This is a genomic window from Demequina subtropica (assembly GCF_000971235.1).
GTDB classification, from domain to species: domain Bacteria; phylum Actinomycetota; class Actinomycetes; order Actinomycetales; family Demequinaceae; genus Demequina; species Demequina subtropica.
In genome coordinates, this window is the sequence record NZ_BBMB01000009.1 from 1 (window position 1) to 24,518 (window position 24,518).

26 protein-coding genes and 3 tRNA genes are annotated in these 24,518 nt (G+C 69.1%); 18 read left to right on the plus strand and 11 right to left on the minus strand.

The features are described 5' to 3' along the window. Nucleotides 1-107: 107 nt before the first annotated feature. Together AOM06_RS08690 and AOM06_RS15200 are read left to right on the plus strand one after the other, a co-directional pair. On the plus strand, nt 108-905 hold the full coding sequence (locus AOM06_RS08690; protein ID WP_156163651.1) for a hypothetical protein: 798 nt from the start codon (nt 108-110) through the stop codon (nt 903-905). Between the two features lie 363 nt (nt 906-1,268). Next, the gene (locus AOM06_RS15200) at nt 1,269-1,538 is read left to right on the plus strand and encodes a transposase (RefSeq protein ID WP_082105438.1); all 270 of its coding nucleotides are present in this window, start codon (nt 1,269-1,271) and stop codon (nt 1,536-1,538) included. Here the strand turns inward: AOM06_RS15200 and AOM06_RS08695 are convergent. After that, nucleotides 1,487-2,727 (minus strand): IS3 family transposase gene (locus AOM06_RS08695; RefSeq protein WP_439644735.1). Its coding sequence is split into 2 segments (ribosomal slippage): nt 1,487-2,442 and nt 2,442-2,727, totalling 1,242 coding nucleotides; the frame shifts between segments, so codons are not numbered across the junction. The two genes, AOM06_RS15200 and AOM06_RS08695, sit on opposite strands and share 52 nt — an antisense overlap. Nucleotides 2,728-2,849: 122 nt before the next feature. Between AOM06_RS08695 and AOM06_RS08705 the strand changes: the two genes are divergently transcribed. The 3 genes from AOM06_RS08705 (at nt 2,850) to AOM06_RS08715 (ending at nt 4,670) form a co-directional block, all read left to right on the plus strand. Then, entirely contained in the window at nt 2,850-3,518 is a 669-nt protein-coding gene (locus AOM06_RS08705) for a helix-turn-helix domain-containing protein (protein ID WP_062304733.1), read from the plus strand. Between the two features lie 117 nt (nt 3,519-3,635). Continuing rightward, complete coding sequence (locus AOM06_RS08710; RefSeq protein WP_156163652.1) at nt 3,636-3,896, plus strand: hypothetical protein; 261 nt, start codon at nt 3,636-3,638, stop codon at nt 3,894-3,896. A gap of 12 nt (nt 3,897-3,908) precedes the next feature. After that, on the plus strand, nt 3,909-4,670 hold the full coding sequence (locus AOM06_RS08715; protein ID WP_062304737.1) for a site-specific integrase: 762 nt from the start codon (nt 3,909-3,911) through the stop codon (nt 4,668-4,670). A 78-nt stretch (nt 4,671-4,748) separates the two neighbouring features. On the opposite strand, the gene AOM06_RS08720 is transcribed toward AOM06_RS08715, so the two are convergent. From AOM06_RS08720 to AOM06_RS08730, 3 genes are all read right to left on the minus strand, one after another. Next, nucleotides 4,749-4,821: transfer RNA gene (locus tag AOM06_RS08720), tRNA-Phe, on the minus strand. 63 nt (nt 4,822-4,884) lie between these two features. Next, a tRNA-Asp gene (locus tag AOM06_RS08725) sits at nt 4,885-4,958 on the minus strand. Between the two features lie 62 nt (nt 4,959-5,020). Beyond that, a tRNA-Glu gene (locus AOM06_RS08730) sits at nt 5,021-5,093 on the minus strand. Between the two features lie 138 nt (nt 5,094-5,231). Between AOM06_RS08730 and AOM06_RS08735 the strand changes: the two genes are divergently transcribed. Continuing rightward, nucleotides 5,232-5,582 (plus strand): metallopeptidase family protein, encoded by a 351-nt coding sequence (locus tag AOM06_RS08735; protein WP_062305002.1) that lies wholly within the window; start codon nt 5,232-5,234, stop codon nt 5,580-5,582. Between the two features lie 63 nt (nt 5,583-5,645). On the opposite strand, the gene AOM06_RS08740 is transcribed toward AOM06_RS08735, so the two are convergent. The 4 genes from AOM06_RS08740 to galT form a co-directional block, all read right to left on the minus strand. Next, complete coding sequence (locus AOM06_RS08740) at nt 5,646-7,001, minus strand: uracil-xanthine permease family protein (protein ID WP_082105439.1); 1,356 nt, start codon at nt 6,999-7,001, stop codon at nt 5,646-5,648. Between the two features lie 190 nt (nt 7,002-7,191). Continuing rightward, on the minus strand, nt 7,192-8,166 hold the full coding sequence (gene galE, locus AOM06_RS08745) for a UDP-glucose 4-epimerase GalE (RefSeq protein WP_062304739.1): 975 nt from the start codon (nt 8,164-8,166) through the stop codon (nt 7,192-7,194). Between the two features lie 10 nt (nt 8,167-8,176). Beyond that, nucleotides 8,177-9,343 carry a galactokinase gene (gene galK, locus AOM06_RS08750; RefSeq protein WP_439644733.1) on the minus strand — a complete coding sequence of 389 codons (1,167 nt, stop codon included), beginning with the start codon at nt 9,341-9,343 and terminating at the stop codon, nt 8,177-8,179. Further along, on the minus strand, nt 9,340-10,461 hold the full coding sequence (gene galT / locus AOM06_RS08755) for a galactose-1-phosphate uridylyltransferase (protein ID WP_228372914.1): 1,122 nt from the start codon (nt 10,459-10,461) through the stop codon (nt 9,340-9,342). Before galT ends, galK begins: the two co-directional genes overlap by 4 nt. A gap of 235 nt (nt 10,462-10,696) precedes the next feature. On the opposite strand from galT, the gene AOM06_RS08760 reads away from it, so the two are divergent. The 3 genes from AOM06_RS08760 to araA all read left to right on the plus strand — a co-directional run bounded on the left by AOM06_RS08760 (nt 10,697) and on the right by araA (nt 14,228). Beyond that, on the plus strand, nt 10,697-11,719 hold the full coding sequence (locus AOM06_RS08760; RefSeq protein ID WP_062304740.1) for a LacI family DNA-binding transcriptional regulator: 1,023 nt from the start codon (nt 10,697-10,699) through the stop codon (nt 11,717-11,719). Between the two features lie 287 nt (nt 11,720-12,006). Beyond that, the gene (locus AOM06_RS08765) at nt 12,007-12,717 is read left to right on the plus strand and encodes an L-ribulose-5-phosphate 4-epimerase (RefSeq protein WP_062304741.1); all 711 of its coding nucleotides are present in this window, start codon (nt 12,007-12,009) and stop codon (nt 12,715-12,717) included. Further along, nucleotides 12,714-14,228: an L-arabinose isomerase gene (araA, locus tag AOM06_RS08770; RefSeq protein ID WP_062304742.1), complete on the plus strand. Its 1,515-nt coding sequence runs from the start codon at nt 12,714-12,716 to the stop codon at nt 14,226-14,228. Before AOM06_RS08765 ends, araA begins: the two co-directional genes overlap by 4 nt. Nucleotides 14,229-14,314: 86 nt before the next feature. On the opposite strand, the gene AOM06_RS14760 is transcribed toward araA, so the two are convergent. Next, nucleotides 14,315-14,461, minus strand: a complete 147-nt coding sequence (locus AOM06_RS14760; protein WP_156163653.1) for a hypothetical protein — start codon at nt 14,459-14,461, stop codon at nt 14,315-14,317. Between the two features lie 142 nt (nt 14,462-14,603). On the opposite strand from AOM06_RS14760, the gene chvE reads away from it, so the two are divergent. The 4 genes from chvE to AOM06_RS08790 all read left to right on the plus strand — a co-directional run bounded on the left by chvE (nt 14,604) and on the right by AOM06_RS08790 (nt 19,737). After that, on the plus strand, nt 14,604-15,776 hold the full coding sequence (gene chvE / locus AOM06_RS08775) for a multiple monosaccharide ABC transporter substrate-binding protein (RefSeq protein WP_062304743.1): 1,173 nt from the start codon (nt 14,604-14,606) through the stop codon (nt 15,774-15,776). A gap of 83 nt (nt 15,777-15,859) precedes the next feature. Beyond that, nucleotides 15,860-17,401: a multiple monosaccharide ABC transporter ATP-binding protein gene (gene mmsA, locus AOM06_RS08780; protein WP_062304745.1), complete on the plus strand. Its 1,542-nt coding sequence runs from the start codon at nt 15,860-15,862 to the stop codon at nt 17,399-17,401. Further along, the gene (mmsB, locus tag AOM06_RS08785; protein WP_062304747.1) at nt 17,398-18,576 is read left to right on the plus strand and encodes a multiple monosaccharide ABC transporter permease; all 1,179 of its coding nucleotides are present in this window, start codon (nt 17,398-17,400) and stop codon (nt 18,574-18,576) included. The genes mmsA and mmsB overlap by 4 nt, the downstream gene beginning before the upstream one ends. Nucleotides 18,577-18,723: 147 nt before the next feature. Next, nucleotides 18,724-19,737 (plus strand): LacI family DNA-binding transcriptional regulator, encoded by a 1,014-nt coding sequence (locus tag AOM06_RS08790; RefSeq protein WP_062304750.1) that lies wholly within the window; start codon nt 18,724-18,726, stop codon nt 19,735-19,737. A gap of 11 nt (nt 19,738-19,748) precedes the next feature. Here the strand turns inward: AOM06_RS08790 and AOM06_RS08795 are convergent, their stop codons facing one another. Both AOM06_RS08795 and AOM06_RS08800 read right to left on the minus strand, forming a co-directional pair. Further along, nucleotides 19,749-20,750 carry a LacI family DNA-binding transcriptional regulator gene (locus tag AOM06_RS08795; RefSeq protein ID WP_062304753.1) on the minus strand — a complete coding sequence of 334 codons (1,002 nt, stop codon included), beginning with the start codon at nt 20,748-20,750 and terminating at the stop codon, nt 19,749-19,751. Nucleotides 20,751-20,759: 9 nt separating this feature from the next. Further along, on the minus strand, nt 20,760-21,524 hold the full coding sequence (locus AOM06_RS08800) for an SDR family NAD(P)-dependent oxidoreductase (protein ID WP_062304756.1): 765 nt from the start codon (nt 21,522-21,524) through the stop codon (nt 20,760-20,762). A gap of 148 nt (nt 21,525-21,672) precedes the next feature. Between AOM06_RS08800 and AOM06_RS08805 the strand changes: the two genes are divergently transcribed. The 5 genes from AOM06_RS08805 to AOM06_RS08825 all read left to right on the plus strand — a co-directional run bounded on the left by AOM06_RS08805 (nt 21,673) and on the right by AOM06_RS08825 (nt 24,503). Then, nucleotides 21,673-22,425: a hypothetical protein gene (locus AOM06_RS08805; protein ID WP_062304759.1), complete on the plus strand. Its 753-nt coding sequence runs from the start codon at nt 21,673-21,675 to the stop codon at nt 22,423-22,425. Nucleotides 22,426-22,503: 78 nt separating this feature from the next. After that, entirely contained in the window at nt 22,504-22,992 is a 489-nt protein-coding gene (locus AOM06_RS08810) for a beta-class carbonic anhydrase (protein WP_062304762.1), read from the plus strand. 33 nt (nt 22,993-23,025) lie between these two features. Continuing rightward, on the plus strand, nt 23,026-23,286 hold the full coding sequence (locus AOM06_RS08815; protein WP_062304764.1) for a DUF1232 domain-containing protein: 261 nt from the start codon (nt 23,026-23,028) through the stop codon (nt 23,284-23,286). Nucleotides 23,287-23,301: 15 nt separating this feature from the next. Then, complete coding sequence (locus AOM06_RS08820) at nt 23,302-24,021, plus strand: flavodoxin family protein (RefSeq protein ID WP_062304766.1); 720 nt, start codon at nt 23,302-23,304, stop codon at nt 24,019-24,021. After that, nucleotides 24,018-24,503 (plus strand): GyrI-like domain-containing protein, encoded by a 486-nt coding sequence (locus AOM06_RS08825; RefSeq protein ID WP_062304769.1) that lies wholly within the window; start codon nt 24,018-24,020, stop codon nt 24,501-24,503. The genes AOM06_RS08820 and AOM06_RS08825 overlap by 4 nt, the downstream gene beginning before the upstream one ends. Nucleotides 24,504-24,518 lie beyond the last annotated feature (15 nt).

Genomic DNA, 24,518 nt, shown 5'->3' on the forward strand with positions numbered 1-24,518 from the left:
AAGGAGGCTCCTGCGCAGAAAGGACCATCGTGACGATCCATGTGGAGAGAGGCCGCCGGCCCGCGTGTCGGCGAAGCCGCCTGCTAGGCCGGTGGGAGAGTCGCCCCGTGATTACGCGACTTCGTGCAGTAACGCTTGCCGCCATCGCCGGCGCAGTCCTCCCACTCACGGCCTGCATGCCCGCCGAGCTCGGTCTCGGCGCCGCACCTGAAACATCACAGACCGCGACCGCGTCCGACGCTGCGGTCACGGTGGCCGTGTCCGAGGCTGTCACGATCGCTGCTGTCGGGGAGTGGCCCGCCGACCAGGAGGGTTACGTGTTCTCTGTGGAGCCGCAGGGTGGTGCTGAGGAGTGGCTGGCGCAGGAGTGGCCGGAGTTGTGGGAGATCGGTGTGAGGTCGATCGTGATGGCTCCGGGGACGAAGTATCCCGAGTACGAGTACCCCCAGATCCTCGTACGGTATATCGACGGTGTGCGCTACGAGGGCACCGAGGAGGCCCCCCTGGGGCTCACCCAGGGTGACGACGTCCCCGGTGAGGTCATGTACGTGTTCGGCGACATGGCTGGTATGGCCGCCGTCGAGCATGGCGAGGGAAAGTACCGCGTCGTGCTGTTCCCCTCCGGGAAGGACAAGGACCTCTTCCGCATCGAGATCCGCCGTTCTGGACAGGTCAACACGGTCTTGTCGTACGCGGGGCTCGGGTACGGCGAGTACCACACGTACGCGTCTACCGAGGAGGCTCTGGCGGATATCCGTGACGGAATCCCTGTTGGCGACGGCCGCGTCCTGGATCCCGCCGAACTGTCCTCGATCCGGTTCGAGAACTACCAGAACTCTGGCACTGACTACGCCGTTGACGTGCGCACTTGGGACGTCGTCCCTGTGTTCGACCTGACAGGCTGAAACCTCTTCTCGCGCTACTGTCGGGCAAACTTTTTCGCTGGTGTGGATACCCTTCGGCTGAACTGTTGAAGGGAGGCGAGATGCCTAAGGTTCCTGCGGGCAAGATCGCCTGCCGAGACAAGGAGCTGTGCCGCGGCGCGGCATGGCATGAGCCGCCTCGCAGGACCTGACCGCATTCGAAGTCGCGCAGCGCGGCTGCCACAGGATTGCCGGATCATCAGGCGGCCGCCCTCCTCGAAGTGAGCCCTCCGACACAAACCCCGTCGCAGCCGCCCGGCCGACCCGCAAGGGCCCGGGGAGCCTGACCCGCTTCCGTGGACACCTGATCTGAGGCGATGATCGTCTTGGAAGGGAGTTCCACGAATGCCCGCACCGAAGTCGCCGGAGTTCCTGCGTCGAGCATTGGACCTCGTCGCGCAGGGTGAACCTGTCGCGGCGACCGCCCGCAATCTCGGGATCAGCGAGTCGTGTCTGCGTCGTTGGATGGCTCAGGACGAGATCGACCGTGGCGACCGTGAAGGCCTGACCAGCGCTGAGAAGCGTGAGCTGGTCGAGCTGAATCGGCCTGAGTTTCGTTCCGCTCAGTTTCTTTGTCCGACAGACGCCACTTGGGCGGCTGCGAGGTCAGCGTAGTACTCGGCTTCGACCTCCTCGGGAGTGCGCATGCCGAGTTCGCCATGGAGTCGCTGGTTGTTCCACCACCACACGTACTCGAGGGTCGCGAGCTCGACCTGCTCGACGGTCCGCCACGGGCCGCGCTGGCGGATCAGCTCGGTCTTGTAGAGGTTGTTGATCGCCTCGGCGAGCGCGTTGTCGTATGAGTCGCCCACGGTTCCCGTCGACGGCTTCGCGCCGAGCTCGACGACGCGGTCGGTGTAGACCATCGCCATGTAGTTCGACCCGTGGTCCGAGTGGTGCGTCAGCCCGCTGAGGTCTCCACCGGCGTCCCACGCCGCCATGTCGAGCGCCTGCAACGGCAGGATCTCTGCCTTGAGCGTCGACGCGACGTTCCAGCCCACGATCCTGCGTGAGAAGACGTCGGTGACGAACGCGACGTAAGCGAAGCCAGACCACGTCGCGACGTACGTGATGTCAGCCACCCACAACTGTCGTGGCCCTGGCGCATGGAAGTGGCGCTTCACCAGGTCCTTCGGCATCACGGCCTTCGGGTCGGACTTCGTGGTGAAGACCCGCTTGGACTTCTTCACCCCGCGCACGCCGGCGAGCCGCATGAGCCGCTCGGTCTGATCCCGCCCGATGTCCCAGCCCTGGCGGCGCATCAGTGCGTGCATCTTCCGACGGCCATAGACGCCGTAGTTCTCCGCGTGCAGGCGAGCGACCTCGGGAACGAGCAGGTCGTCGCGCAGCGCACGAGCGGACGGCGTCCTGCTCTTCGCGGCACGGTAGCCGCGAGAGGTGAGGAATCCCTGGACTGCTGGGCGCAGGACCCGGCAGATGGGCTCGACCCCGAAACGATCCTTGTGCTCGTCGATGAAGCGGATCATCTCGGTCAGGGGCGGTCGAGCTCCTTCGCGAAGAACACGCTCGCAGCCTTGAGGATCTCGTTGGCCTTGCGCAGTTCGGCGTTCTCGCGCTTGAGGCGCTTGATCTCCGCCGCGGCCTCGCTGACGCCTCCGACCTTGCCGCCCGCGTTGGCCTCCATCTGGCGATGCCACAGGCGAAGCGTCTCGGGACTCATCCCGAGCATCCCGGCCACGTGCCGCGTCGCATTGGTCAAGTTCGGGTGATCCGGCAACGCTTCGGCGAGCATCCTCAGGGCGCGCTCACGCATTTCCGGGGTGTAACGAGTCATGGGTTCCATCCTTGTCGATAGGACGGAACGAAACTCAGGCCGATTCACATCTCTGCCTTTCTGAAGGACCACAAATCTGTAGCGTGTGCCTGAAGGTAGCACAAGCGCCTAACATCTAGTAGCCTGTGGGCATGGAGATCCTGAGCTACTCCGAAGCGGTGGGCCGCTTCGTGCGTGAATACCGACACGCACACGGGTTGACGATGGATGCGGTTGCAAGAGCGGGTCATAGTTTTGGGGCGACTTGGAGCCTCTCGAGCATCCAGAGCATCGAGGCGGGCAAGGCATCGCCGACAGTGCCGACCCTCCTCACGCTCGCACTCGCGCTCGGTTCGTTGACGGGTGAGCCGCTCAAGCTGACGGACCTCTTCGGAGCCGCTGAGGCCTTGGCGCATCCCATGCTCGGAACCGACTCGGTGCCACGCGAGTGGGTTGAGCGAGCGCTCGGAGGGGATCCTGTCCTGCCTCCGGGGCGCGAGACTCGTGCGGCTGAGGCGGCTGAGGCGGCTGAGGCGGCGGGGCGAACGCGGGCCTTTCCTTTCCTGGACGTGGAGAGGATCACGTATGGGGAACTTGCCCAACTCTCCAGCCCGGCCGTGAGCCAGGCCGAGTACCGTGCGGGTCGGCAGCTTGGAGTGCAACCCGGGCGTGTGCAGGAAGTGGCCCGGGCGCTGTGGGGCAGGTCGCTCGATGACGAATCTGCTCGTCGCGCTGGAGAAGGAGCTTCGCCTCAGAAGCGTGGCAGGGCGACCCGGCGCCTTCTTGAGGAGCTTGGTGCGGCGCTTGAGGGTGAGGCCTGAGTGGCGCGTCCTCGTACTCAGATCGGCACGTACGGCACGATCAGCACCATTCAGGTCGGCGATGGGAAATGGCGGTCTCGCGCCCGCTACAGGTTCCCCGACGGGAAGTCTCGTCAGGTGGAGCGCTTTGCGCCAAGCCGCGCGAAAGCCGAGGCTGCGCTGCGCAGCGCCCTCCTCACGATTGACGTCGAGCGCGGCGGCGGTCTGAAGTCCTCGACGAGCTTGCGCGAGTTGGGCGCGATGTTCCTGCAGGCGAAGCGCGAGGCGGGCCGCGCGGAAGGCACGCTTGAGACCTATGGCTACGCGGTAAACGCGCACATCGTCACCAGCCTCGGTGATCTCTCCGTGGCGGAAGCGAAGCCCGAGCGGCTGCAGTGATTCCTAAGCCGGGTGGAGCGAGAGTCCGGGCACGGCGCAGCCAAGAACTGCAAGTCGTCGCTCTCGGGCATGCTCGGCCTCGCGGTGCGCAACGGCGCCATCGCGGCGAATCCCGTCAGGGAGATGGAGCGCATCTCTCGGCCGAAGGGCGCGAAGAAGGGGAGCAAGGCAATTCCGCTCGACGAGCTGCCCGCGTTCATGGATAGGGTTCGTGCCGACGTTGAACTGCAGCGAAGCGACACCGTCGAGTTGGTGGAGTTCATGCTGGCATCTGGCTGGCGAGTGGCGGAGGTCTGCGCGCTCGATGTCTCATCGGTCGACTTCGCGGCCGGCACGGCATGCATCGATGCCATCAGCGTCCGAGTCGCTGGCAAGGGCATGGTCAGGCAATCGCATGCGAAGACCGAGAAGTCTGCTCGCACCACCAAGCTGCCTCAGGCGACGATGGACCTCCTGGCACGTCGTCACGAGCGCCTGGGGGAGTACACATCGCTGCTCTTCCCGACTCCCCTGATGCGGATGCGCGACCCAGGGAATGTTCAGCGCGCGATCCGGGAGCGACGGGGCGAGCTCGGCTACTCCGACCTGTCTACGCACTCGTTCCGCAAGACCTGCGCCACGATCCTCGACAGGGCAGGCCTGTCTGCAACCGAGATCGCCGACTACCTCGGCCACGAGAACCCATCCCTCACTCAGGACGTCTACATGAACACCGTCAAGGGCTCGACCCGGGCCGCGGAGATCACGTCCGAGCGCCTCGCTGGCCTCATCTGACTGAAATGAAAGTGCGGGGTAAACGCGGGGTGCCCGACTGAAAAAAAGCGAAAAGCCCCTGCCTTAGCAGGGGCTTCGTGGCTCCGACGGGCGTCGATCCCGTGACCTCACGATTTTCAGTCGTGCGCTCTACCAACTGAGCTACAGAGCCTTGGCGCAGGGGCGTCCCCCCACTGAGACGAAAGCCCCTCCGTGAGAAGGGGCTCGCGCAACGCGACCCTGACGGGACTTGAACCCGCGACCTCCGCCGTGACAGGGCGGCGCGCTAACCAACTGCGCTACAGGGCCTTGATCTCGCTAGAGACGCGAGCAAGACGTATGAAGTTTAGTACATCCTGAGCCTGGCTCCGTACCCCCAACGGGATTCGAACCCGTGCTACCGCCGTGAAAGGGCGGCGTCCTAGGCCGCTAGACGATGAGGGCTCGCTTCCACGCTTGGAAACCTTGCGCCGAGGCGTAGAAAACTATAGGGGTAATGGAGCGAAAAATCCAATCGAGCGTCTGCCAGGCACGATGTGCGACGCGGGTGCGGCGCGCCAGACGCGTGGGAGCATCGTCTCCATGGTGCAGATGACCCGCGAGGAGTTCGAGAAGGCCGTGGACGATGCGATCGACGCGGTCCCGGACGAGCTCCTGGACCTCGTCGACAACTGCGTGATCCTCATCGAGGACGAGCCCGAAGGGGACGACAAGGACCTCCTGGGCCTCTACGACGGCGTCGCGCTCACCGAGCGCGGCGACCTGTGGGGAGGCGAGCTGCCCGACCGCATCCTCATCTACATGAACCCCACGCTCCGCATGTGCGAGGACAAGGACGACGTGCGCGAGGAGGTGGCGATCACGGTGGTCCACGAGATCGCGCACCACTTCGGGATCGACGACGACCGCCTCCACGAGCTCGGCTGGGACTAACCCCCCGGACACGACGATGCCCGGGCCGCCCCCTGCCGAGGCGACCCGGGCATCGTCCCGTTGCTAGTCCTCGTCGCCCTCGATGAAGGCGGGGCTCGCGACGGCGTGGGTGCCGGCGCGCCGGCTGATCCAGCCGAGCCCGTGGTAGATCACCAAGGCGGCGATCGCGCCGAGCGCGATGCCGTTGAAGATCATGTCGCCGGCCGTCGCGGTGAAGTCCGCGGTGCCGATGATGAGCGCGACGGCCGCCGTGACCAGGTTCACCGGGTTGGTGAAGTCGACCTTGGCCTCGACCCAGATGCGGGCACCCAGGACGGCGATGAGGCCGAACAGGAGCACCGAGAGCCCGCCGAGGATGCCCAGCGGGATGACGGCGACCATCGCGCCGAACTTGGGCACCAGGCTGAGCAGCAGCGCGACCGCGGCCGCGGCCCAGTAGGCGAGGGTCGAGTAGACGCGGGTGGCGGCCATGACGCCGATGTTCTCCGCGTAGGTGGTGGTGCCGGAGCCGCCGCCGAGGCCGGCGACGATGGTCGCGGCGCCGTCCGCGAGCAGCGCGCGGCCGGTCTCGGGGTCGAGGTCGCGGTCGGTCATCGCGGACACCGACTTGAGGTGGCCGATGTTCTCCGCGATGAGGATGATCACCACGGGAACGAACGCGACCAGCACGCTGCCGTCGAAGCTGGGGGTGTGGAACTCGGGGATCCCGAACCAGTCGGCGGCGCCGATGTGGTCGAGCGCGGTCTGGTTGTCGAAGTCCTCGAGCGGCGTGGTCCACTCGCCGCGCAGCGCCGAGAAGACGCCGCCGATGACGGCGCCGAAGAGGATCGCGACGCGGCTGAGGAAGCCCTTGAACGCGACCATCGCGATGAGCGTCGCGGACAGCGTCACGAGCGCGGTCCACGGGCTCGCCGACCACTGGCTCTTCGCGGCGCCCGCGAGGTTGAGACCGATGAGCGCGACCACGGCGCCGGTCACCACCGGCGGCATCGACCGGTCGATCCAGCCCGCGCCGAAGCGCGCGACCACCAGGCCGACGATCGCGAGCAGGATGCCGGCGAGCAGGATGCCGCCGAGGCCCTTCGAGATGGTGGCGGCGTCGAGCGGCGCGTTCGCGTTCGTCACGCCCGCGGCCGCGAGCGGGGCGATGAACGCGAAGCTCGAGCCGAGGTAGCTGGGCACGCGGTTGCGCGTGATCGTGAGGAACAGCGCGGTGCCGAAGGCGCTGAAGAACATCGTGGTCGATGCGGGCATGCCGGTGAGGGCGGGCACCAGCAGCGTGGACCCCATCATCGCGAGCACGTGCTGCGCTCCGATGCCGAAGGTGCGGGGGTACGTCAGTCGTTCGTCGGGGGCGACGGCCTTGCCGGGTGCGGCGTGCTTGCCGTCCCCGTGCAGCGTCCAGCTGAACATGCTCATGGTTCTCCTTGATGCGGGGGGACTGCCGTGAAACCTAGTCTCTCCGCGCAGGCACGGGCGTGCACAACGATGCCTCCCCTCCCGACAGTGCCAACGGAACCTGGGGCGACGCGCCGGCCGGAACCCGCGCATCGTCCCTTCTCGACGGCGTGTCGCGGCGAGATCCGTGGGGACTGTCCAGGGAGGGGGGTCAGTGCTTGGGGTGGGCCGCCCAGGCGCTGTCGACCATCTCCTGGACCGTGTGGCGCATGCCCCACCCGAGGTCGCGCGCCGCGAGCGTGCCGTCGGCGACGATGAGGTCGGGGTCGCCGGGGCGCCGGGGTCCCTCGACGGGGGTCTTGTCGGTGCCGGTGGCGGCGACCATCGCGTCGACGATCTGACGCACCGAGGTGCCCGATCCCGACCCCAGGTTGTAGATCGGCTCGAGCGTGTCACCGGCGTCGAGGCGCTGGGCCGCGACCACGTGCGCGGCCGCGAGGTCGCTCACGTGCACGTAGTCGCGCACGCACGTGCCGTCCGGCGTCGAGTAGTCGGTGCCGTTGATCTGCGGGGCCTTGCCGCTCTCGATCGCGAAGAACACCTTGGGGAACAGGTTGTGCGGCGAGGCGTCGTAGATGTCGGGGTAGCCCGAGCCGACCACGTTGAAGTACCGCAGGCTGGTCGCCGCGAGGGGCGCGCCGGCCATCGAGGTCGCGGTGACCTGGTCCGCGATGAGCCATTCGCCGATGAGCTTGGAGCGCCCGTACGGAGACTCGGGCACGGTCGGGGTGGTCTCGGTCACCACCGCCACGCCCGAGTTGCCGTAGACGCCTGCCGAGGAGGAGAACACGAGGCGGCGGACGCCGGCCTTCTCCATCGCCTCGAGCAGCGAGCGCGTGCCGTCCACGTTGGCCTCGTAGTTGACCAGCGGGAACTTCACGGACTCGCCCGCGTACTTGTAGCCCGCGCAGTGGATGACGCCCACCACGCCGTGCTCGGTCATGAAGCGCTCGAGCGCCTCGGTCTCGAGGATCGACGCGTGGAGGAACGGGACGTCCGTGGGTACGAAGGCCTCGACCCCGCTCGAGAGGTCGTCGACCACCACGGGCGCGATGCCCGCCGCGGAGAGGGCCCGGACGACGTGCGAGCCGATGTAGCCGGCGCCGCCGGTGACAAGCCAGGACATGGGACTCCTTCTAGAGGTCGCGGTGCGCGCCCGCGGCGGGGTTGACGACGAAGACGATGGGGGCGGTGAGGCCGGCCTCGGCGAACGCGGCCCCGACGGCCTCGCCCACCTCCTCGGCGCGGCCCGCGTCGACGAGCGCGATCGCCGCGCCGCCGAAGCCGCCGCCGGTCATGCGCGCGCCCACGGCGCCGTTGGCGAGCGCGGTCTCGACCGCGAGGTCGAGCTCGGCGCACGAGATCTCGAAGTCGTCGCGCATGGAGGCGTGGGACTGCACCAGCAGGTCGCCGATGGCGCGCGGGCCGTCGGACTGGACCACCTCGGCGGTTCGCGCGACGCGCGCGTTCTCGGTCACCACGTGCTTGACGCGCCGGAACGTGACGTCGTCGAGGGTCTCCGCTGCGCGCGGCAGGTCCGACTCCTCGAGGTCGCGCAGCGAGGGCACGCCCATCGCGGCGGCGCCCTCCTCGCACGAGCGGCGGCGCTCGCCGTATCCGCCCGTGGCGTGCTCGTGGTGGACGCGGGTGTCGATGACCAGCAGCTCGAGGTCCTCGTCCGCGAAGTGCAGCGCGACCGGGTCGGCGGTCTCCGCGCGGACGTCGATGAGGACGCCGTGGCCGGGCTCGCCCATGAGCGACGCGGTCTGGTCCATGTTGCCGGTGGGGGCGCCCACGGCGCCGTTCTCCGCGAGCTGGCAGATGTAGATGAGCTCGCGGCGGGTGAGGCCCAGGTCCCACTCGTCGTTGAGCGCGATCGCGACCGCGCACTCGATCGCCGCGCTCGAGGACAGCCCCGCGCCCAGCGGGACGTCGGACGCGAGCATGATGTCGAAGCCGGTGCGGCCCTCGAGGGACACGCCGCGCTCGCGCATCGCCCACACGACGCCGAACACGTAGGCGCTCCAGCCGTCGAAGTCGTCGGGGGAGAGCGCGTCGAGCGAGGCCTGCGCGGGCTCGGGCATCGCGCCCGAGTGCACGGTCAGCAGGCGGTCGTCGCGGTGGCCGACCGCGGCCCACGTGCGCCGCTCGATCGCGAACGGGAACACCAGGCCGTCGTTGTAGTCGGTGTGCTCGCCGATGAGGTTGACGCGGCCCGGAGCGGACCACACGCCGTCGGGACGGCGCCCGTAGCGGTCCTCGAAGGCCTGAGCGGTGGACTCGGGCGAGGGGATGTCGATCACAGTTCCTCCACGGGGTTGTCGTCGTCGGCACGGGCGATCGCGTCGCGCAGGGCGCGAGCGTGCTCCTCCTGAGGGATGTCCGCCACCCATGCTCCCATGGCGGCCTCGGAGCCTGCGAGGAACTTCATCTTGTCCTCGGCGCGGCGGGGGCTCGTGATCTGCAGCATGAGCCGGACGCCGTCGGGTCGTTCCACCGGCGCCTGGTGCCACGCGGCGATGTACGGGGTCGGGGTGCTGTACCGGGCGTCGACGCCGCGCAGCAGGCGCAGGTAGAGGCCCGACAGCTCGGCGCGCTCGGCCAGCGAGGTCTCGGCCAGGTTCGCGACCGGACGATGCGGCATCACCTGGATCTCGAGCGGCCAGCGGGCGGCGAACGGCACGTAAGCGCTCCAGTGCTCGCCCGCGATCAGGAGGCGCGGCCCCCCGCGCTCGCGGTCGAGGACGTCCTCCATGAGCGTGGGGCCGTACGCCTCGATGGAGGCGAGCAGGCGCTGCGTGCGCGGGGTCACGTACGGGTACGCGTAGATCTGGCCGTGCGGGTGGTGGAGCGTGACGCCGATGGCCTCGCCGCGGTTCTCGAACGGGAAGACCTGGCGCACGGCGGGCACGCTCGAGAGCTCGGCGGTGCGGTGGGCCCACGCCTCGATCACGGTGCGCATGCGCGAGCGCGACTGCGTCGCGAGCGAGCCGTCGTGCTCCGGGCTGAAGCACACCACCTCGCAGCGGCCCGCCGACGTGCCGATGCGCTCGAGGCCGACGCCGTCGAGGCTCCCGTCGAGCTCCGCCGCGGGGCCGAACGAGGGCGACTTGTTCTCGAAGACCGCGACGTCGTAGCGGTCGGGGATCTCGGACGGGTTCCCGGGCGACTGCGGCGCGAGCGGGTCCAGGTGGGCGGGCGGCAGCATGACGCGGCCCTGACGCGCGGCGGCCACCGTGATCCACTCGCCGGTGAGCGGGTCCTGGCGCAGCTCGGCCGTCGCGGGCCTCGCGGCGAGCTCGCGCGCGTCACGGCGTCGCTCGGGCGCGAGGCCGGTGTCGGCGTCGTCGAAGTACAGCAGCTCGCGGCCGTCGGCGAGGCGGTCGCGCAGGACGCGCACCGCGTCGTCGCGCACGTGGATGGGGCGGTCGCCGACCTGGGAGGCGGTGGCGCTGAGGCTCACGAAGGCTCCGTTCGTGGGGAGGTCCGGGTGATTGTTACCGTCAACATGTTATCGTCAACATCGCGATGGCGCGACGGGACCTGCGTCCCGCAGCGCCCCCGGTGCCGTGCGCCTTGCACGGTGCGCCCGCCGCGTCTCGTCCCCAGGACCTCGCTCCCGGGCGGGGCTGGCGCCGTCGGCTACCCTGGCGCCCATGAGACCCGAGCGCCCCGCGCCGCTGGCCAAGCAGGGCCGCGGGCCGAGCATGCACGATGTCGCTGCGCGGGCCGGTGTCTCCCACCAGACTGTCTCGCGCGTCCTCAACGACTTCCCCGGCATCCGCCCCGAGACTCGCGAGCGGGTCCAGGCCGCGATCCGCGAGCTCGGCTACCGCCGCAACATGGCGGCGCGCGCGCTCGCGACCGGACGCTCCGAGGTGATCGGCGTGATCATGCCCGAGGTGCCGCACTTCGGCCCCACGAGCACGCTCTACGCGATCGAGCACGCCGCCAAGCAGGTGGGCTTCAAGCCGCTCATCACCACCGCGTCGTGGGACTCGGAGTCGATGGGGGAGGCGCTGGACTTCCTGCTCGGGCGCGCCGTCGATGCGCTGGTGGTGATGGCGCAGCACCCCGACGTGCTCGCGGCCGTCGACGCGATCACCGACGTCCCCGTGCTGTTCGTGCTCACCGGCAACTCGCATGCCGAGCGCTCGGTGGCCGTCGACCAGGTCGCCGGCACGCGGCTCGCCCTGGACCACCTGTACTCGCTGGGCCACCGCCGCTTCCAGCACATCACCGGCATCGCGGGCCTCACGGAGGCGCAGCTGCGCCGCGACACCTTCCTCGAGTTCCTCGACGAGCACGGGCTCGAGCGCCTGCCGGTCCTCGAGGGGGACTGGAGCGCCGATGCCGGCTACCGCGCGGGGCTCGAGGTCGAGGAGGGCGTCACGGCGCTGTTCGTCGCGAACGACCCGATGGCGATCGGCGCGATCCACGCGCTCGAGGAGCGTGGCCTGAGCGTGCCCCGCGACATCTCGGTCGTGGGCTTCGACGACGTCCCGGAGTCCGCGTACGCGCATCCCGGCCTCACCACCGTGCATCAGGACTTCGCCGCGGTCGGCCTGCGTGCGGTGTCGCTCGTGTTCGCCGCGATCAACGGCAAGGAGCCCGGACCGGTCGAGCCGATCGAGCCCTGGCTGGTGGTCCGCGACTCGACCGCCCCGCTGCGGGCCTGACGCGCCGGGCGGCCCGGCGGGCCTGGGCCGCCGCGCATCGTTCGGCGTGAGGCCGCGGGGCACCTCGGCTAGCGTGGACGATGGCCGCGCGACATGCGGTCGGGGCGGGACCTGCGACCCCCTGAACGGGGCGCGAGGAACTGTATGTTAACGTTAAAACCAGCGACGCTCTCCACCAGGCAAAGGGGCCCCATGCTCGACCCGCGGTCGACATCGGATGAAGGCTCCCGTGCGCTGCGCGGAGAGGTCGACCCATCCAGGCGGTACCGAGGCAAGGAGACTTCCGCATGACCACGTTCACCCCCGAGCAGGAGGAGTCGATCCTCCGCAGCCGCGAGAAGGTGGCGAAGCTCCATGGCGAGCTCACGCGCTACAACCTGGTCGTGTGGACCGGCGGCAACGTCTCGGAGCGCGTGCCCGGCACGCAGCACTTCGTCATCAAGCCCTCCGGCGTCGACTACGACGACCTGGCGCCCGAGAACATGATCCTGTGCGACCTCGACGGCAACGTGGTCCCCGGCTCGCTCGGCTCGGACCGCAGCCCCTCGTCGGACACCGCGGCGCACGCCTACGTGTACCGCGCGATGCCGAGCGTCGGCGGCGTGGTCCACACCCACTCGACCTACGCGACGGCGTGGGCGGCCCGCAACGAGCCCATCCCGTGCCACATCACCGGCATGGCGGACGAGTTCGGCGGCGAGATCCCCGTCGGCCCGTTCGCGATCATCGGCGACGACTCGATCGGCCGTGGCATCGTCGCGACGCTCGAGGGCCACCGCTCGCGCGCCGTCCTCATGGCCAACCACGGCGTCTTCACCATCGGCAAGGACGCGCGCGACGCCGTCAAGGCCGCCGTCATGTGCGAGGACGTCGCCAAGACCACCCACATCGCCCGCCAGGGCGGTGCGCTCGTCGACATCCCCGAGGGGAAGATCGACGCGCTCTTCGACCGCTACCAGAACGTCTACGGACAGAAGCCGCAGGGAGGCATGCAGTGAGCTCCATCGTCCCGAACCTCGCCGACTACGAGGTCTGGTTCCTCACCGGATCCCAGACCCTCTACGGCGACGAGGTCCTCAAGCAGGTCGCCGACCAGTCCACCGAGGTCGTCGAGACCCTGAAGGCCTCGGGGAACATCCCCGCGACGGTCGTGTGGAAGCCGGTCGTCAAGAACCGTGACGAGATCCTCGAGACCATCATGGCCGCGAACGCGGACCCCAAGGTCATCGGCGTCATCACCTGGATGCACACCTTCTCCCCGGCGAAGATGTGGATCGCGGGTCTCAACGCGCTGCAGAAGCCGCTGCTCCACCTCGCCACGCAGGCGAACCTCGAGCTGCCGTGGTCGACCATCGACTTCGACTTCATGAACCTCAACCAGGCCGCGCACGGCGACCGCGAGTACGCGTACATCGAGTCGCGCATGAACGTCGCCCGCACCACCGTGGTCGGCCACCCGTCGACGCCGGCCGTCTCCGAGCGCATCGGCGTGTGGTCGCGTGCCGCCGCCGGCGCCCTCGCCGCGAAGAACCTCAAGGTCGCGCGCTTCGGCGACAACATGCGCTTCGTCGCCGTCACCGAGGGTGACAAGACCGAGGCCGAGATCAAGCTCGGCGCCCAGATCAACACGTGGGGCGTCAACGAGCTCGCGGACCGTGTCAAGGCCGTGGCCGACGCCGACGTCGACGCGATGGTCGACACCTACCTCGCCGAGTACGACGTGGTGCCCGAGCTGCTCAAGGGAGGCGAGCGTCACGAGTCGCTTCGCGATGCGGCCGCGATCGAGGTCGCGCTGCGCTCGTTCCTGGTCGAGGGCGGCTTCGGCGCGTTCACCGACACCTTCGAGGACCTCGGCGAGCTCAAGCAGCTCCCGGGCCTCGCGGTGCAGCGCCTCATGGCCGACGGCTACGGCTTCGGCGCCGAGGGCGACTGGAAGACCGCCATCCTGGTCCACCTGTGCGCCGTCATGGGCGCGGGCCTGCCCGGCGGCTCCTCGCTCATGGAGGACTACACCTACCACCTGGTGCCCGGCCAGGAGCTCTCGCTCGGCGCCCACATGCTCGAGGTGAACCCCGCGCTCTCGTCCAAGAAGGCGAGCCTGGAGATCCACCCGCTCGGCATCGGCGGCAAGGAGGACCCGGTCCGCCTGGTCTTCACCGCGGACGCCGGCGAGGCCGTCGTCGTCGCGCTGTCCGACATGCGCGACCGCTTCCGCCTCGTGGCGAACGTGGTCGACAACGTCGACCTGCCCGAGCCCATGCCGAAGCTCCCCGTGGGCCACGCGGTGTGGAAGCCCCGTCCCGACTTCACCACGGCCGTCGCGTCGTGGCTGCAGACCGGTGGCGCGCACCACACGGCCATGTCGAACCAGATCGGCATCGACGTCATCAAGGACTTCGCGAAGATGGTGGGCATCGAGCTCCTCGTCATCGACGAGGACACCACCTACGAGGGCTTCGAGCAGCAGATCCGCTGGAACAACGCGTACTACGCGATGGGCGGCCGCTGACGGTCTGAAGGCCGCCGCAGGCGGCTCCCGACGAGGGCCCCGACCGGGACGCGGTCGGGGCCCTTGCCGTGTCCGCGCGAGGTCCGTCAGGGGGCCTGCCGGGGGTGGCGGGACGATGCCTGGCCGCCGTCGCACCGCTCGTCCGTGTCCGATTCGTCCTGGCGCGGCGCGACCTCGTTCGCGCCGGGCAGCGCCGCGTGGAACTGGGAGCGCTCCCATACTTTGGGCATCATCCCTGGTAAACCATTTTAATTCACGCTGTTGGTGCTCTGTGATCGCATTGTGACGCACGAGGTTTGACGTTTGTTGTGAACGCAAACACACTGGGTCTCGCACGGCCAGCGACGACGCAGGCCGGTATCTCGAGGAGGAGATATGAAGTTCAGGAAGATCCTGGCAGCGGGCGCCGGCGCGGCTCTCGCATTCACCCTGGCGGCCTGCTCCGGCGGCGGCGCGGGCTCGTCGGACGACAGCACGGCGGACGCGACCGGCGGCACCGACGGCGCGATGACCGAGGGTGGCACCATCGGCGTGGCGATGCCGACGCAGACCTCGGAGCGCTGGATCGCTGACGGCGACGCGGTGAAGGCGGGCCTCGAGGCCGCCGGCTACTCCGTCGACCTGCAGTTCGGCAACGACGACATCCCGACCCAGTCGCAGCAGATCGACTCGATGATCACCTCGGGCGTCGACGCCCTCATCATCGCGGCGATCGACGGCACCGCCCTCAAGGCGCAGCTCGACCAGGCGCACGACGCGGGCATCCCCGTCATCTCCTACGACCGCCTCATCCGCGACTCGGAGTACGTCGACTTCTACGTCACCTTCGACAACTACAAGGTCGGCGTGCAGCAGGCGACCTCGCTGCTCGTGGGTCTCGGCATCCTCGACGAGAGCGGCGCGGAGACCGGCGAGGCCGGCCCGTTCAACGTCGAGCTCTTCGCCGGCTCGCTGGACGACAACAACGCGCACTTCTTCTGGAGCGGCGCGATGGACACCCTTCAGCCGTACATCGACTCGGGTGCCCTCGTCGTCCCGTCGGGTGAGATGGACATCAACGTCACCAACACGCAGCAGTGGAAGCAGGAGACCGCGCAGACGCGTATGGACACGCTGCTCACCACCTACTACGTGGGCACCGACCTCAAGGTCGACGGCGTGCTGTCGCCCTACGACGGCATCTCGCGCGGCATCATCACCGCCCTTCAGAACCAGGGCTACTCCGGTACGGTCGCCGACGGCTTCCCGGTCGTGACCGGTCAGGACGCGGAGATCGCCTCCGTCAAGCTGATCGCGGACGACGTCCAGTTCGCGACCATCTTCAAGGACACCCGCAAGCTCGCGGACCAGGCGGTCACCGCGACCCTTGCGTACCTCGAGGGCGGCGAGCCCGAGGCGAACGACACCACCACCTACGACAACGGTGTGAAGGTCGTCCCGTCGTACCTGCTCGAGTCGGACATCGTCTACGCCGACAACATCCAGTCGCTGCTGGTCGACAGCGGCTACTGGACCGCTGAGGAGGTCGAGGCCGGTCAGGCCTCGTGATCTGACGGCGGTGCCGGTCCCTCGGGGCCGGCACCGCCCCTTCCTCTTGCTCAACCCCTCTCTCCCACCCTTGGAGGTGAGACATGCCGAAGCACATCCTTGAAATGCAGAAGATCACCAAGGTCTTCCCCGGCGTCAAGGCGCTCTCGGACGTCGAGCTCAGCGTGATCGACGGCGAGATCCACGGCATCTGCGGCGAGAACGGCGCAGGAAAGTCGACGCTGATGAAGGTGCTGTCGGGTGTCTACCCCCATGGCACGTACGAGGGCGACATCGTCTACGACGGCGAGGTCCAGTCCTTCCACTCGATCCCCGATTCCGAGCACAAGGGAATCGTGATCATCCACCAGGAGCTCGCGCTCATCCCCTACCTCTCGGTGGCGGAGAACATCTTCCTCGGCAACGAGCGCCGCGGGAAGAACGGGCTCATCGACTGGAACCTCACCAACCACGAGGCCATGAAGCTCCTCGATCAGGTGGGTCTCCACGAGAACCCGACCACGCCGGTCAACCAGCTGGGCGTGGGCAAGCAGCAGCTCATCGAGATCGCGAAGGCGCTGTCCAAGGACGTGCGGCTCCTCATCCTCGACGAGCCGACGGCTGCGCTGAACGACGACGACTCGGAGCACCTGCTCGGCCTGCTGCGCGCGCTCAAGGAGCGCGGCATCACGTCGATCATGATCTCCCACAAGCTCAACGAGATCGCCGAGATCTGCGACCGCGTCACCATCATCCGTGACGGTCACACGATCGAGACGATCGACGTCGACGACGACGCAGGCATGCAGGACCGCATCATCCGCGGCATGGTCGGTCGCGACCTCACCAACCGCTACCCGTCGCGCAAGCACGTGGTCGGTGACGAGATCTTCCGTGTCGAGGACTGGACCGTCTACCACCCCACGCAGGAGGGGCGCGTCGTCGTCGACAACGCCTCCTTCAACGTCCGCAAGGGTGAGGTCGTGGGCATCGCCGGCGTCATGGGTGCCGGTCGCACCGAGCTCGCGATGAGCCTCTTCGGCAAGGCGTACGGCCGCGACATCACGGGCCGCACCTACCTCCACGGCGAGGAGGTGCAGATCAACAGCGTGTCCGAGGCGATCAAGCACGGCCTCGCGTACGCGACCGAGGACCGCAAGCGCTACGGCCTCAACCTCATCGAGGACGTGCGTCGCAACATCTCCGCCGCCGCCCTGTTCAAGCTCTCGAAGCGTGGATGGGTCGACGGCAACAAGGAGATCAAGGTCGCGGAGGAGTACCGCGGCTCGATGAACATCAAGACGCCGTCGGTCATGCAGACCGTCGGCAACCTCTCGGGCGGCAACCAGCAGAAGGTGGTGCTGTCCAAGTGGATCTACTCGGACGCCGAGGTGCTCATCCTCGACGAGCCGACGCGCGGCATCGACGTCGGCGCGAAGTACGAGATCTACACCATCATCAACAGGCTGGTGGCGGCGGGCAAGGCCGTCATCGTCATCTCGTCCGAGCTCCCTGAGCTGCTCGGCACGTGCGACCGCATCTACACCCTCGCCTTCGGCGTGGTGACCGGCGAGGTGCCGGTCGCCGAGGCGACCCAGGAGAAGCTCATGGCTCTCATGACCCAGGAGAAGGAGGTCCGGGCATGACCGGCACCGCGAACATCAAGGATCTGCTGGTGCGGAACATCCGCACAAGCGGCATCTACATCGCCTTCGTGGTGATCGTGGCGTTGTTCGCCATCCTCACGGACGGCAGGCTGCTCAGCCCCGGCAACATCACCAACCTGGTGCTGCAGTACTCCTACATCCTCATCCTCGCCATCGGCATGGTGATGGTGATCATCGCCGGTCACATCGACCTCTCGGTCGGATCGGTGGTCGCCTTCACGGGCGCGGTCTCCGCGGTGGTCGTGATCAAGAACGACATGCCGTGGTGGGCCGGCGTCATCGCCGCGCTCATCACCGGTGTCGCGATCGGCGCGTGGCAGGGCTTCTGGGTGGCGTTCGTCGGGATCCCGGCGTTCATCACCACGCTCGCGGGCATGCTCCTGTTCCGCGGTCTCACGCACCTGACGCTCGGCTCCATCTCGCTGTCGCCGTTCCCGCAGTCCTACCAGAACATCGCGATGGGCTTCCAGAACGGCATCCTGGGAGGCAACGGCTACGACGTCTTCACGCTCGTGGTCTTCGCCCTCGCGGTGGTCGGCTACGCGTTCAGCGCCTGGCGCACCCGCGCGTCGCGCATCGCCTACGAGCAGTCCGTCGAGGCCTTCCCGCTCTTCATCGCGAAGATCGTCGCGGTCGCCGCGGTGGTCATGTGGTTCGCCTGGCAGCTCGCCAACGCGCGCGGCCTGCCGAACGTGCTGATCATCCTCGCGGTGCTGGTGATCGTGTACTCGCTCGTGACCCAGCGCACGGTGTTCGGCCGTCACGTCTACGCCGTCGGTGGCAACCTCGCGGCCGCGATGCTCTCGGGCGTCAAGGTCAAGTGGGTGAACTTCGGCGTCATGCTCAACATGGGCGTGCTCGCGTCGGTCGCCGGCATCGTGTACTCGTCCCGCTCCAACGGCGCCCAGCCGGGCGCGGGCAACATGTTCGAGCTCGACGCGATCGCGGCGTGCTTCATCGGTGGTGCGGCGGTCACGGGTGGTGTCGGTCGTGTGACCGGCGCGATCGTCGGTGGTCTGATCATGGCGGTCATGTCGAACGGCATGCAGATCCTGTCGATCGGCCAGCCGGTGCAGTGGGTGGTCAAGGGCCTGGTCCTGCTGCTCGCCGTCGCGTTCGACGTCTTCAACAAGCGCCGCGCGGGCGCTCGCTGATCCTGCGTCTCGCACGAGGGGCCTCGGGAGCTTCCCGGGGCCCCTCGTCGTGCATCGCCCGTGAGCGCAGCGGTCCCCGGCGCGCGTCGGCGCGCGGCTGAGAGCGCTCCTAGTCCATACTCGTAAGCGACACGAGAAGAGGTACCAGTGACGAAGCTGCGGGGTCGCCGGCCCACCATCGACGATGTGGCACGGGAGGCCGGGGTGTCGCGCGGCACGGTGTCCCGGGTCCTGAACGGCGGTCATTGGGTCTCGGACGGGGCGCGGGTCCAGGTCGAGAAGGCCATCAAGTCGACCGGCTACCGCATCAACCCGCACGCCCGATCGCTCGCGACGAGCCGCACAGGCTCGGTCGGGTTCCTTCTCACGGAGTCCTACGAGCGGTTCTTCTCGGACCCGAACTTCCTCCAGATCTTGCGTTCCTCCGCCGACGCGCTCGCCGGGCACGGCATGACGCTCGTGCTGATCATGGCGGACACCCTCGACGAGCGGCACCGTGCCACCGAGTACCTCACCGGCGGTCACGTCGACGGCGCGCTCGTGGTGTCCTCGCACCGTGACAGCCAGGAGTTCCTGGCCGAGCTGCTCGCCGCGCGGCTGCCCGTGATCTCCGCGGGCATCCCGCTGGGCTTCGAGGAGCAGGTGGGCTACGTGACGGCGGACGATGAGGGCGGCGCCCGGGCGATCATCGAGCACCTGGGCGCGCATGGCCGGACGCGCATCGTCCACCTCGCTGGACCGCAGGACACGTCCGGCGGCACGGGCCGCCTGCAGGCGTTCCGCACGGTGCTGGGCGCGGCGTACTCCGACGAGCTGGTGGCGTACGGCGACTACAGCCGCGACTCGGGCGCGAACGCGATGCGCGAGATCCTCGCGCGCGAGGTCCCCTTCGACGCGGTCTTCGCGGCGAACGACCTCATGGCGGCCGGCGCGATGGACGTGCTGGCGAAGGCGGGCCTGAAGGTGCCGGAGGACGTCGCGGTGGTCGGCTTCGACGACTCCCCGGTGGCGCAGCAGACCACGCCCCAGCTCACCACGATGCGCCAGCCCTTCGACCGCGTGAGCGAGGAGATGATCCGGCTGCTGGTCGACGAGATCAACGGGCGACCGGCCGGCCGCGTGGTGATCCCGACCGAGCTGGTGGAGCGCGGCACCGTCTGAGCGCGGCGCGGTCAGCGCGGCGGCGCCGCCGAGGCGCGCACCACGAGCTCGCAGGGGATGAGCTCGATCCCTGCGGGAACGGAGTCCCCGGCGATGAGCGCGAGCACCTGCTCGACCAGCCGGCGTCCCACCGCCGCGAACGGCTGACGCACGGTCGTGAGCGGCGGGTTGAGGAAGCCCGCCAGCGAGATGTCGTCGAAGCCCACCACCGACAGGTCGCCGGGGATCCGCACGCCGGCCTCGGCGCACGCGAGCATGAGGCCGGTCGCCATCTCGTCGTTCGCGCAGAACACGGCTGTCGCCTCGCCCGAGTCCACGAGCGCGCGGCCGGCGGCGAGGCCCGAGGCGGCGGTCCAGTCGCCCCGCCACGGCTCGGGGACGCGCGCGCCGCGCTCCCTCAGCACGTCCTCCCAGGCGCCGAGCCGCGCGCGCGCCGGGATCGAGTCCTCGGGGCCGGCGAGGTGGTGCACGGTTCGGTGCCCCAGATCGAGCAGGTGCTCGACCGCCTGGCGCGCGCCCCCGGCGTGGTCGGACCCGACCATCGGCAGCCGCCCGCCGAAGGTCGCATCGGCCACCACCACGGGAAGCCCCGCCGGCAGGGCCAGGCGCCCGGCGTCCTCGATCTCGGCACGGATGATGATGAGCCCGTCGATCGCCTGATGCGACAGCCGCGAGGCCGCCTCCGCGACCTCGGCGTGCTCGGTCGAGTCGATGTCGAGCAGCGTGACGGTGTGGCCCGAGCCGCGCGCTGCCTGGACCACCGCCTCGACGATGCTCGACTCGCCGGTGCGCGCGAGCCGGTGCGCGATGACGCCGAGCGTCTCGAAGCTTCCGCTGCGCAGGGCCCGTGCCGCGGTGTTGGGGGTGTAGCCCACCGACTCCATCGCCTCGAGGACGCGCTGACGGGTGTCCGGGCTGACGTTGAGGGAGCCGTTCGCCACACGGGAGACGGTCTGTCCGGAGACCCCGGCGAGGCGGGCGACGTCCGTCATGGAGGCGCGGGCCGGGCTCATGAGGGAACCCTAGTGGAGGTGCTCGCCCGTGGCGGCGACCAGGTGCTCGACCAGCTCGACGCGCAGGCCGGCATCGAGCGCCGCGGGCGGGGGCGCCTCGGCGCGGCGCTTGTGGACGTACTGGCCGCCGCGGCGCGCGACAGGCTCATCCGAGGTCGCGAGCCACACGGGCGTGTCCGCGCCGTCCGAGACGGGCAGGGCCGCACGGGGACCGCCCATGCGGGTGCGGACCCAGCCGGGGTGGACCACGTTGATCTGCCGGTCGGTGTGCCGGGCCGCGAGCTCGAACGCCAGCATGGTGAGCAGCAGCTTCGAGTCGGCGTACGCCTGGTGGCTCTCCCAGTCGTCGGGGGTGGAGAGGTCGACGCGGGGGCGTCCCGCGAAGGCAGCATCGGAGCCGATGAGGACGATACGGCGGGGGACCGTGAGCAGGGCGCTCAGCAGGTAGGGCGCGACCAGGTTGACCTGGAGGATCCGCTCGATTCCGTCCTCCGTCGGGATGGGCCGCTCCTGCTCGGGGCCGAGCGCCGCGTTGTGGACGATCACGTCGTACGGGCCCCGGCCGCGCGCATCGTCCGCGAGAAGGCGTGTCGAGGAGAGGGAGTCGAGCCTCCCGGTCACGCCCGCGAGGGCGTCGGGGACGGCGGCGAGCGCCACCTCGGTGCGCGCGGCGTCGCGGCCGTGCACCACCACGTCGTAGCCGAGCGCGACCAGCCGGCGTGAGATCTCGGAGCCCAGGCCCTGGGCGGCTCCGGTGACGAGGGCGCGCGGCATGCGGCCATTGTCGCCGGTCGGGCACCACATGGGTAGAGCAGGCTGCCCCCAGTTGTGGGGGCAGCGCGGAGGGAGGGCGCGGCGGTAGCGTGCGATTCGCCTGCACAGGCGGGCATTCATCACAAAGGGGTGACAAGTGGATACAGGGGTGAAGGTGACGCGCCGCGGGCGCGTCGCGATCGTGGGCGCGGCGATGGCGCTGATCGCCTCGATCGGGCTGGCGCCGGCGGCATCGGCAGCCGAGGGCACGATCATCAACGACAGCTGCAGCGGCAACCTGGCCTGGTACGGGCAGCTCGACACGCAGGAGGACCGCGGAGCGCGCACCACCGAGGCCAAGCCCGTCGTGAGGGGTCAGGTGAAGTCGTGCGTCACCAAGTACAAGATCCCCGACAGCAACTCGACCTACGACTACTACTACGTGACCGTCGAGCTCGATGTGGCGCACACGAGCACGGCCACCGCGAAGTACTACACGACGAACTACGCGCCGTGGTCGATCAGCATCGGCTCGAGCATCGCGGCGGCCGGCGACAGCTACAAGTCGACCGGCTCGATCGACCTGCCGGCCACCTGCGGGTCCTTCTCGGTCGGCGTGAGCGTCTCCTTCTTCGGCGTCTCCTACTCGCCCGCGGCGAGCGGATGCGGGTCCGTGATCAACCGCACCGCGTTCAATGCGACCGGCGCGTCGTGGTCGCACACGAACATCGCCAAGATCAACCAGATCGGCGTCGCCTACGCCATCAGGGTTCCGCAGGGCAAGGTTCCGGGCTTCGCCGTCACGGTCAAGCGGCCCCAGTACCAGTACAGCTACTCCTCGGTCGCGGGCTCCGCAGGCGTGTACTGGTGGAAGGCGACCCAGACCTCGTCCGCAGCCCGCTACTGGACGACTAACGTGTAGTCGGACCGCCGGTGTGCGGGGCTCTCGATAGAGCCTCGCGCACCGGCGCCGCCGACCGCCCCACCACCCGGAGGAACCATGGGAATCGCCGACGAGCTCGTCGCCAACAACCGCGAGTACGCGACCACCTACACGCCGGACCGGCCGCTGCCGCCGCGCCGCCAGCTCGCGGTGGTCGCGTGCATGGACTCGCGCCTCGACACGTTCGCGATGCTGGGCCTCGAGGTGGGTGACGCGCACGTCATGCGGAACGCAGGCGGCGTCATCACGGATGACATGATCCGGTCGCTGGTCATCTCGCAGCGGAAGCTCGGCACGCGCGAGATCATCCTCATCCACCACACGGACTGCGGTGCGCTCACCTTCACGGACGACGAGCTGCGCAACCAGCTGCTCGACGAGACCGGCCTCAAGCCCACGTGGAGCCCCGAGTCCTTCCGCGACCTGGACGCGGACCTGCGCCAGTCGATGGAGCGCCTGCGCCGCAACCCGTTCCTGGTCGACACGTCCCAGGTCCGCGGCTTCGTGTTCGACGTCCACACCGGGGAGCTGCGCGAGGTCGTCTGAGCACGGGCGCCCGGCGGGGCGCATACTGAGGCCGTGTGGTGGAGCTTCCTGCAGGCGGTCAGGCGCGGCGAGCATCGTCTGGCGCCCATGACCTGGGTCGTGGCCGCCGGGGCCGTGCTCTACACGCTCTGGCCGCTCGACCTCATCGCGGACCTGCTGCTCCCGCTCGGGATCGTCGACGACCTCGGGCTGTGGGTGGTCGCGTTCACGCTCCTCAACCGGGAGCGGCGGCGATTCGAGGAGTCGCGGCACGGTGCCGTGGTGGACGTCGAGGGGACGGTCCGGCGCTCCTGACGTAGCGTCGAGAGCATGACCGATTTCAGTGATCTGTCCGCGGTGGTGGTCAACTGCACGCTCAAGCCCTCGCCGACGCTCTCGCATACCCAGGGGCTGCTCGACAACGCGATCGCGATCCTTCGCGCCCAGGGCGTGGGGGTGGAGCTGATCAGGGCGGTCGACCACGCCATCGCCCCAGGCGTCTACCCGGACATGCGCGAGGACGTGCCCGGCGGGAAGCAGGAGCGGGACGACTGGCCGGAGCTGGCGCCGCGCATCCTCGGCGCGGACATCCTGATCCTCGGGACGCCGATCTGGCTCGGCGACAAGTCGTCGGTCGCGACGCGCGTGATCGAGCGGCTCTACGGGCTCTCCGGCGACCTCAACGATCGCGGTCAGTACCTCTACTACGGCCGCACGGCGGGCGTGGTGGTGACGGGGAACGAGGACGGCGTCAAGCATGTGGCGATGAATGTCCTCTACAGCCTGCAGCACCTGGGCTACGTGATCCCTCCGAACGCCGATGCGGGATGGATCGGCCCGGTGGGTCCCGGCCCGTCCTACCTGGATCCCGGCAGCGGGGGACCCGAGAGCGACTTCACGCGCCGCAACACCACGTTCATGACGTGGAACCTCCTTCACACGGCCCGCTGGCTGAAGGACGGCGGCGGCTTCCCGCCGGGCGGCAACTCGCGCCGCGAGTGGGATGCCGGGGCGCGGTTCGACCACCCGAACCCGGAGTACCGCGCATGACCACGACGCACCTTCCCCAGCGGCCCTACGTGGGCGTGCCTCTGGAGGTCACGCTCGAGGAGCTCCCCCGGGTGGTGGGGGAGGCCTTCGACCGTGTCGCGACGATGCTCGCGGCGCACGGCGCGGCACCGCGCGGCGCCGTGATCAGGTACATCGCGTTCCGGCCGGGCGACGTGGTGGACATCGAGGTCGGGCATCTGGTGGATCCGGCCGAGCTCGAGGGTGCGCCCATCGAGGCGGACGTGCTCCCGGCAGGCGAGTACTCGGTGGTGCACCACGAGGGCCCGTACGCGGAGCTCGGGGAGGTGACGGCGCGGCTCATGGACACGTGGCCCGACGCGGGGCTCGTGCCCGCGATGGCGCATACGACCACGGGCGACGACTACGCCTCGTGGTACGAGCTCTACCTCGACATGCCCCGACCCGGCCCGAGGGGGCCGGAGGGCGCGGTGGAGGTCTGCGTGCTCGTGCTCCCGGCGTGAGCCGGCGTCACGATG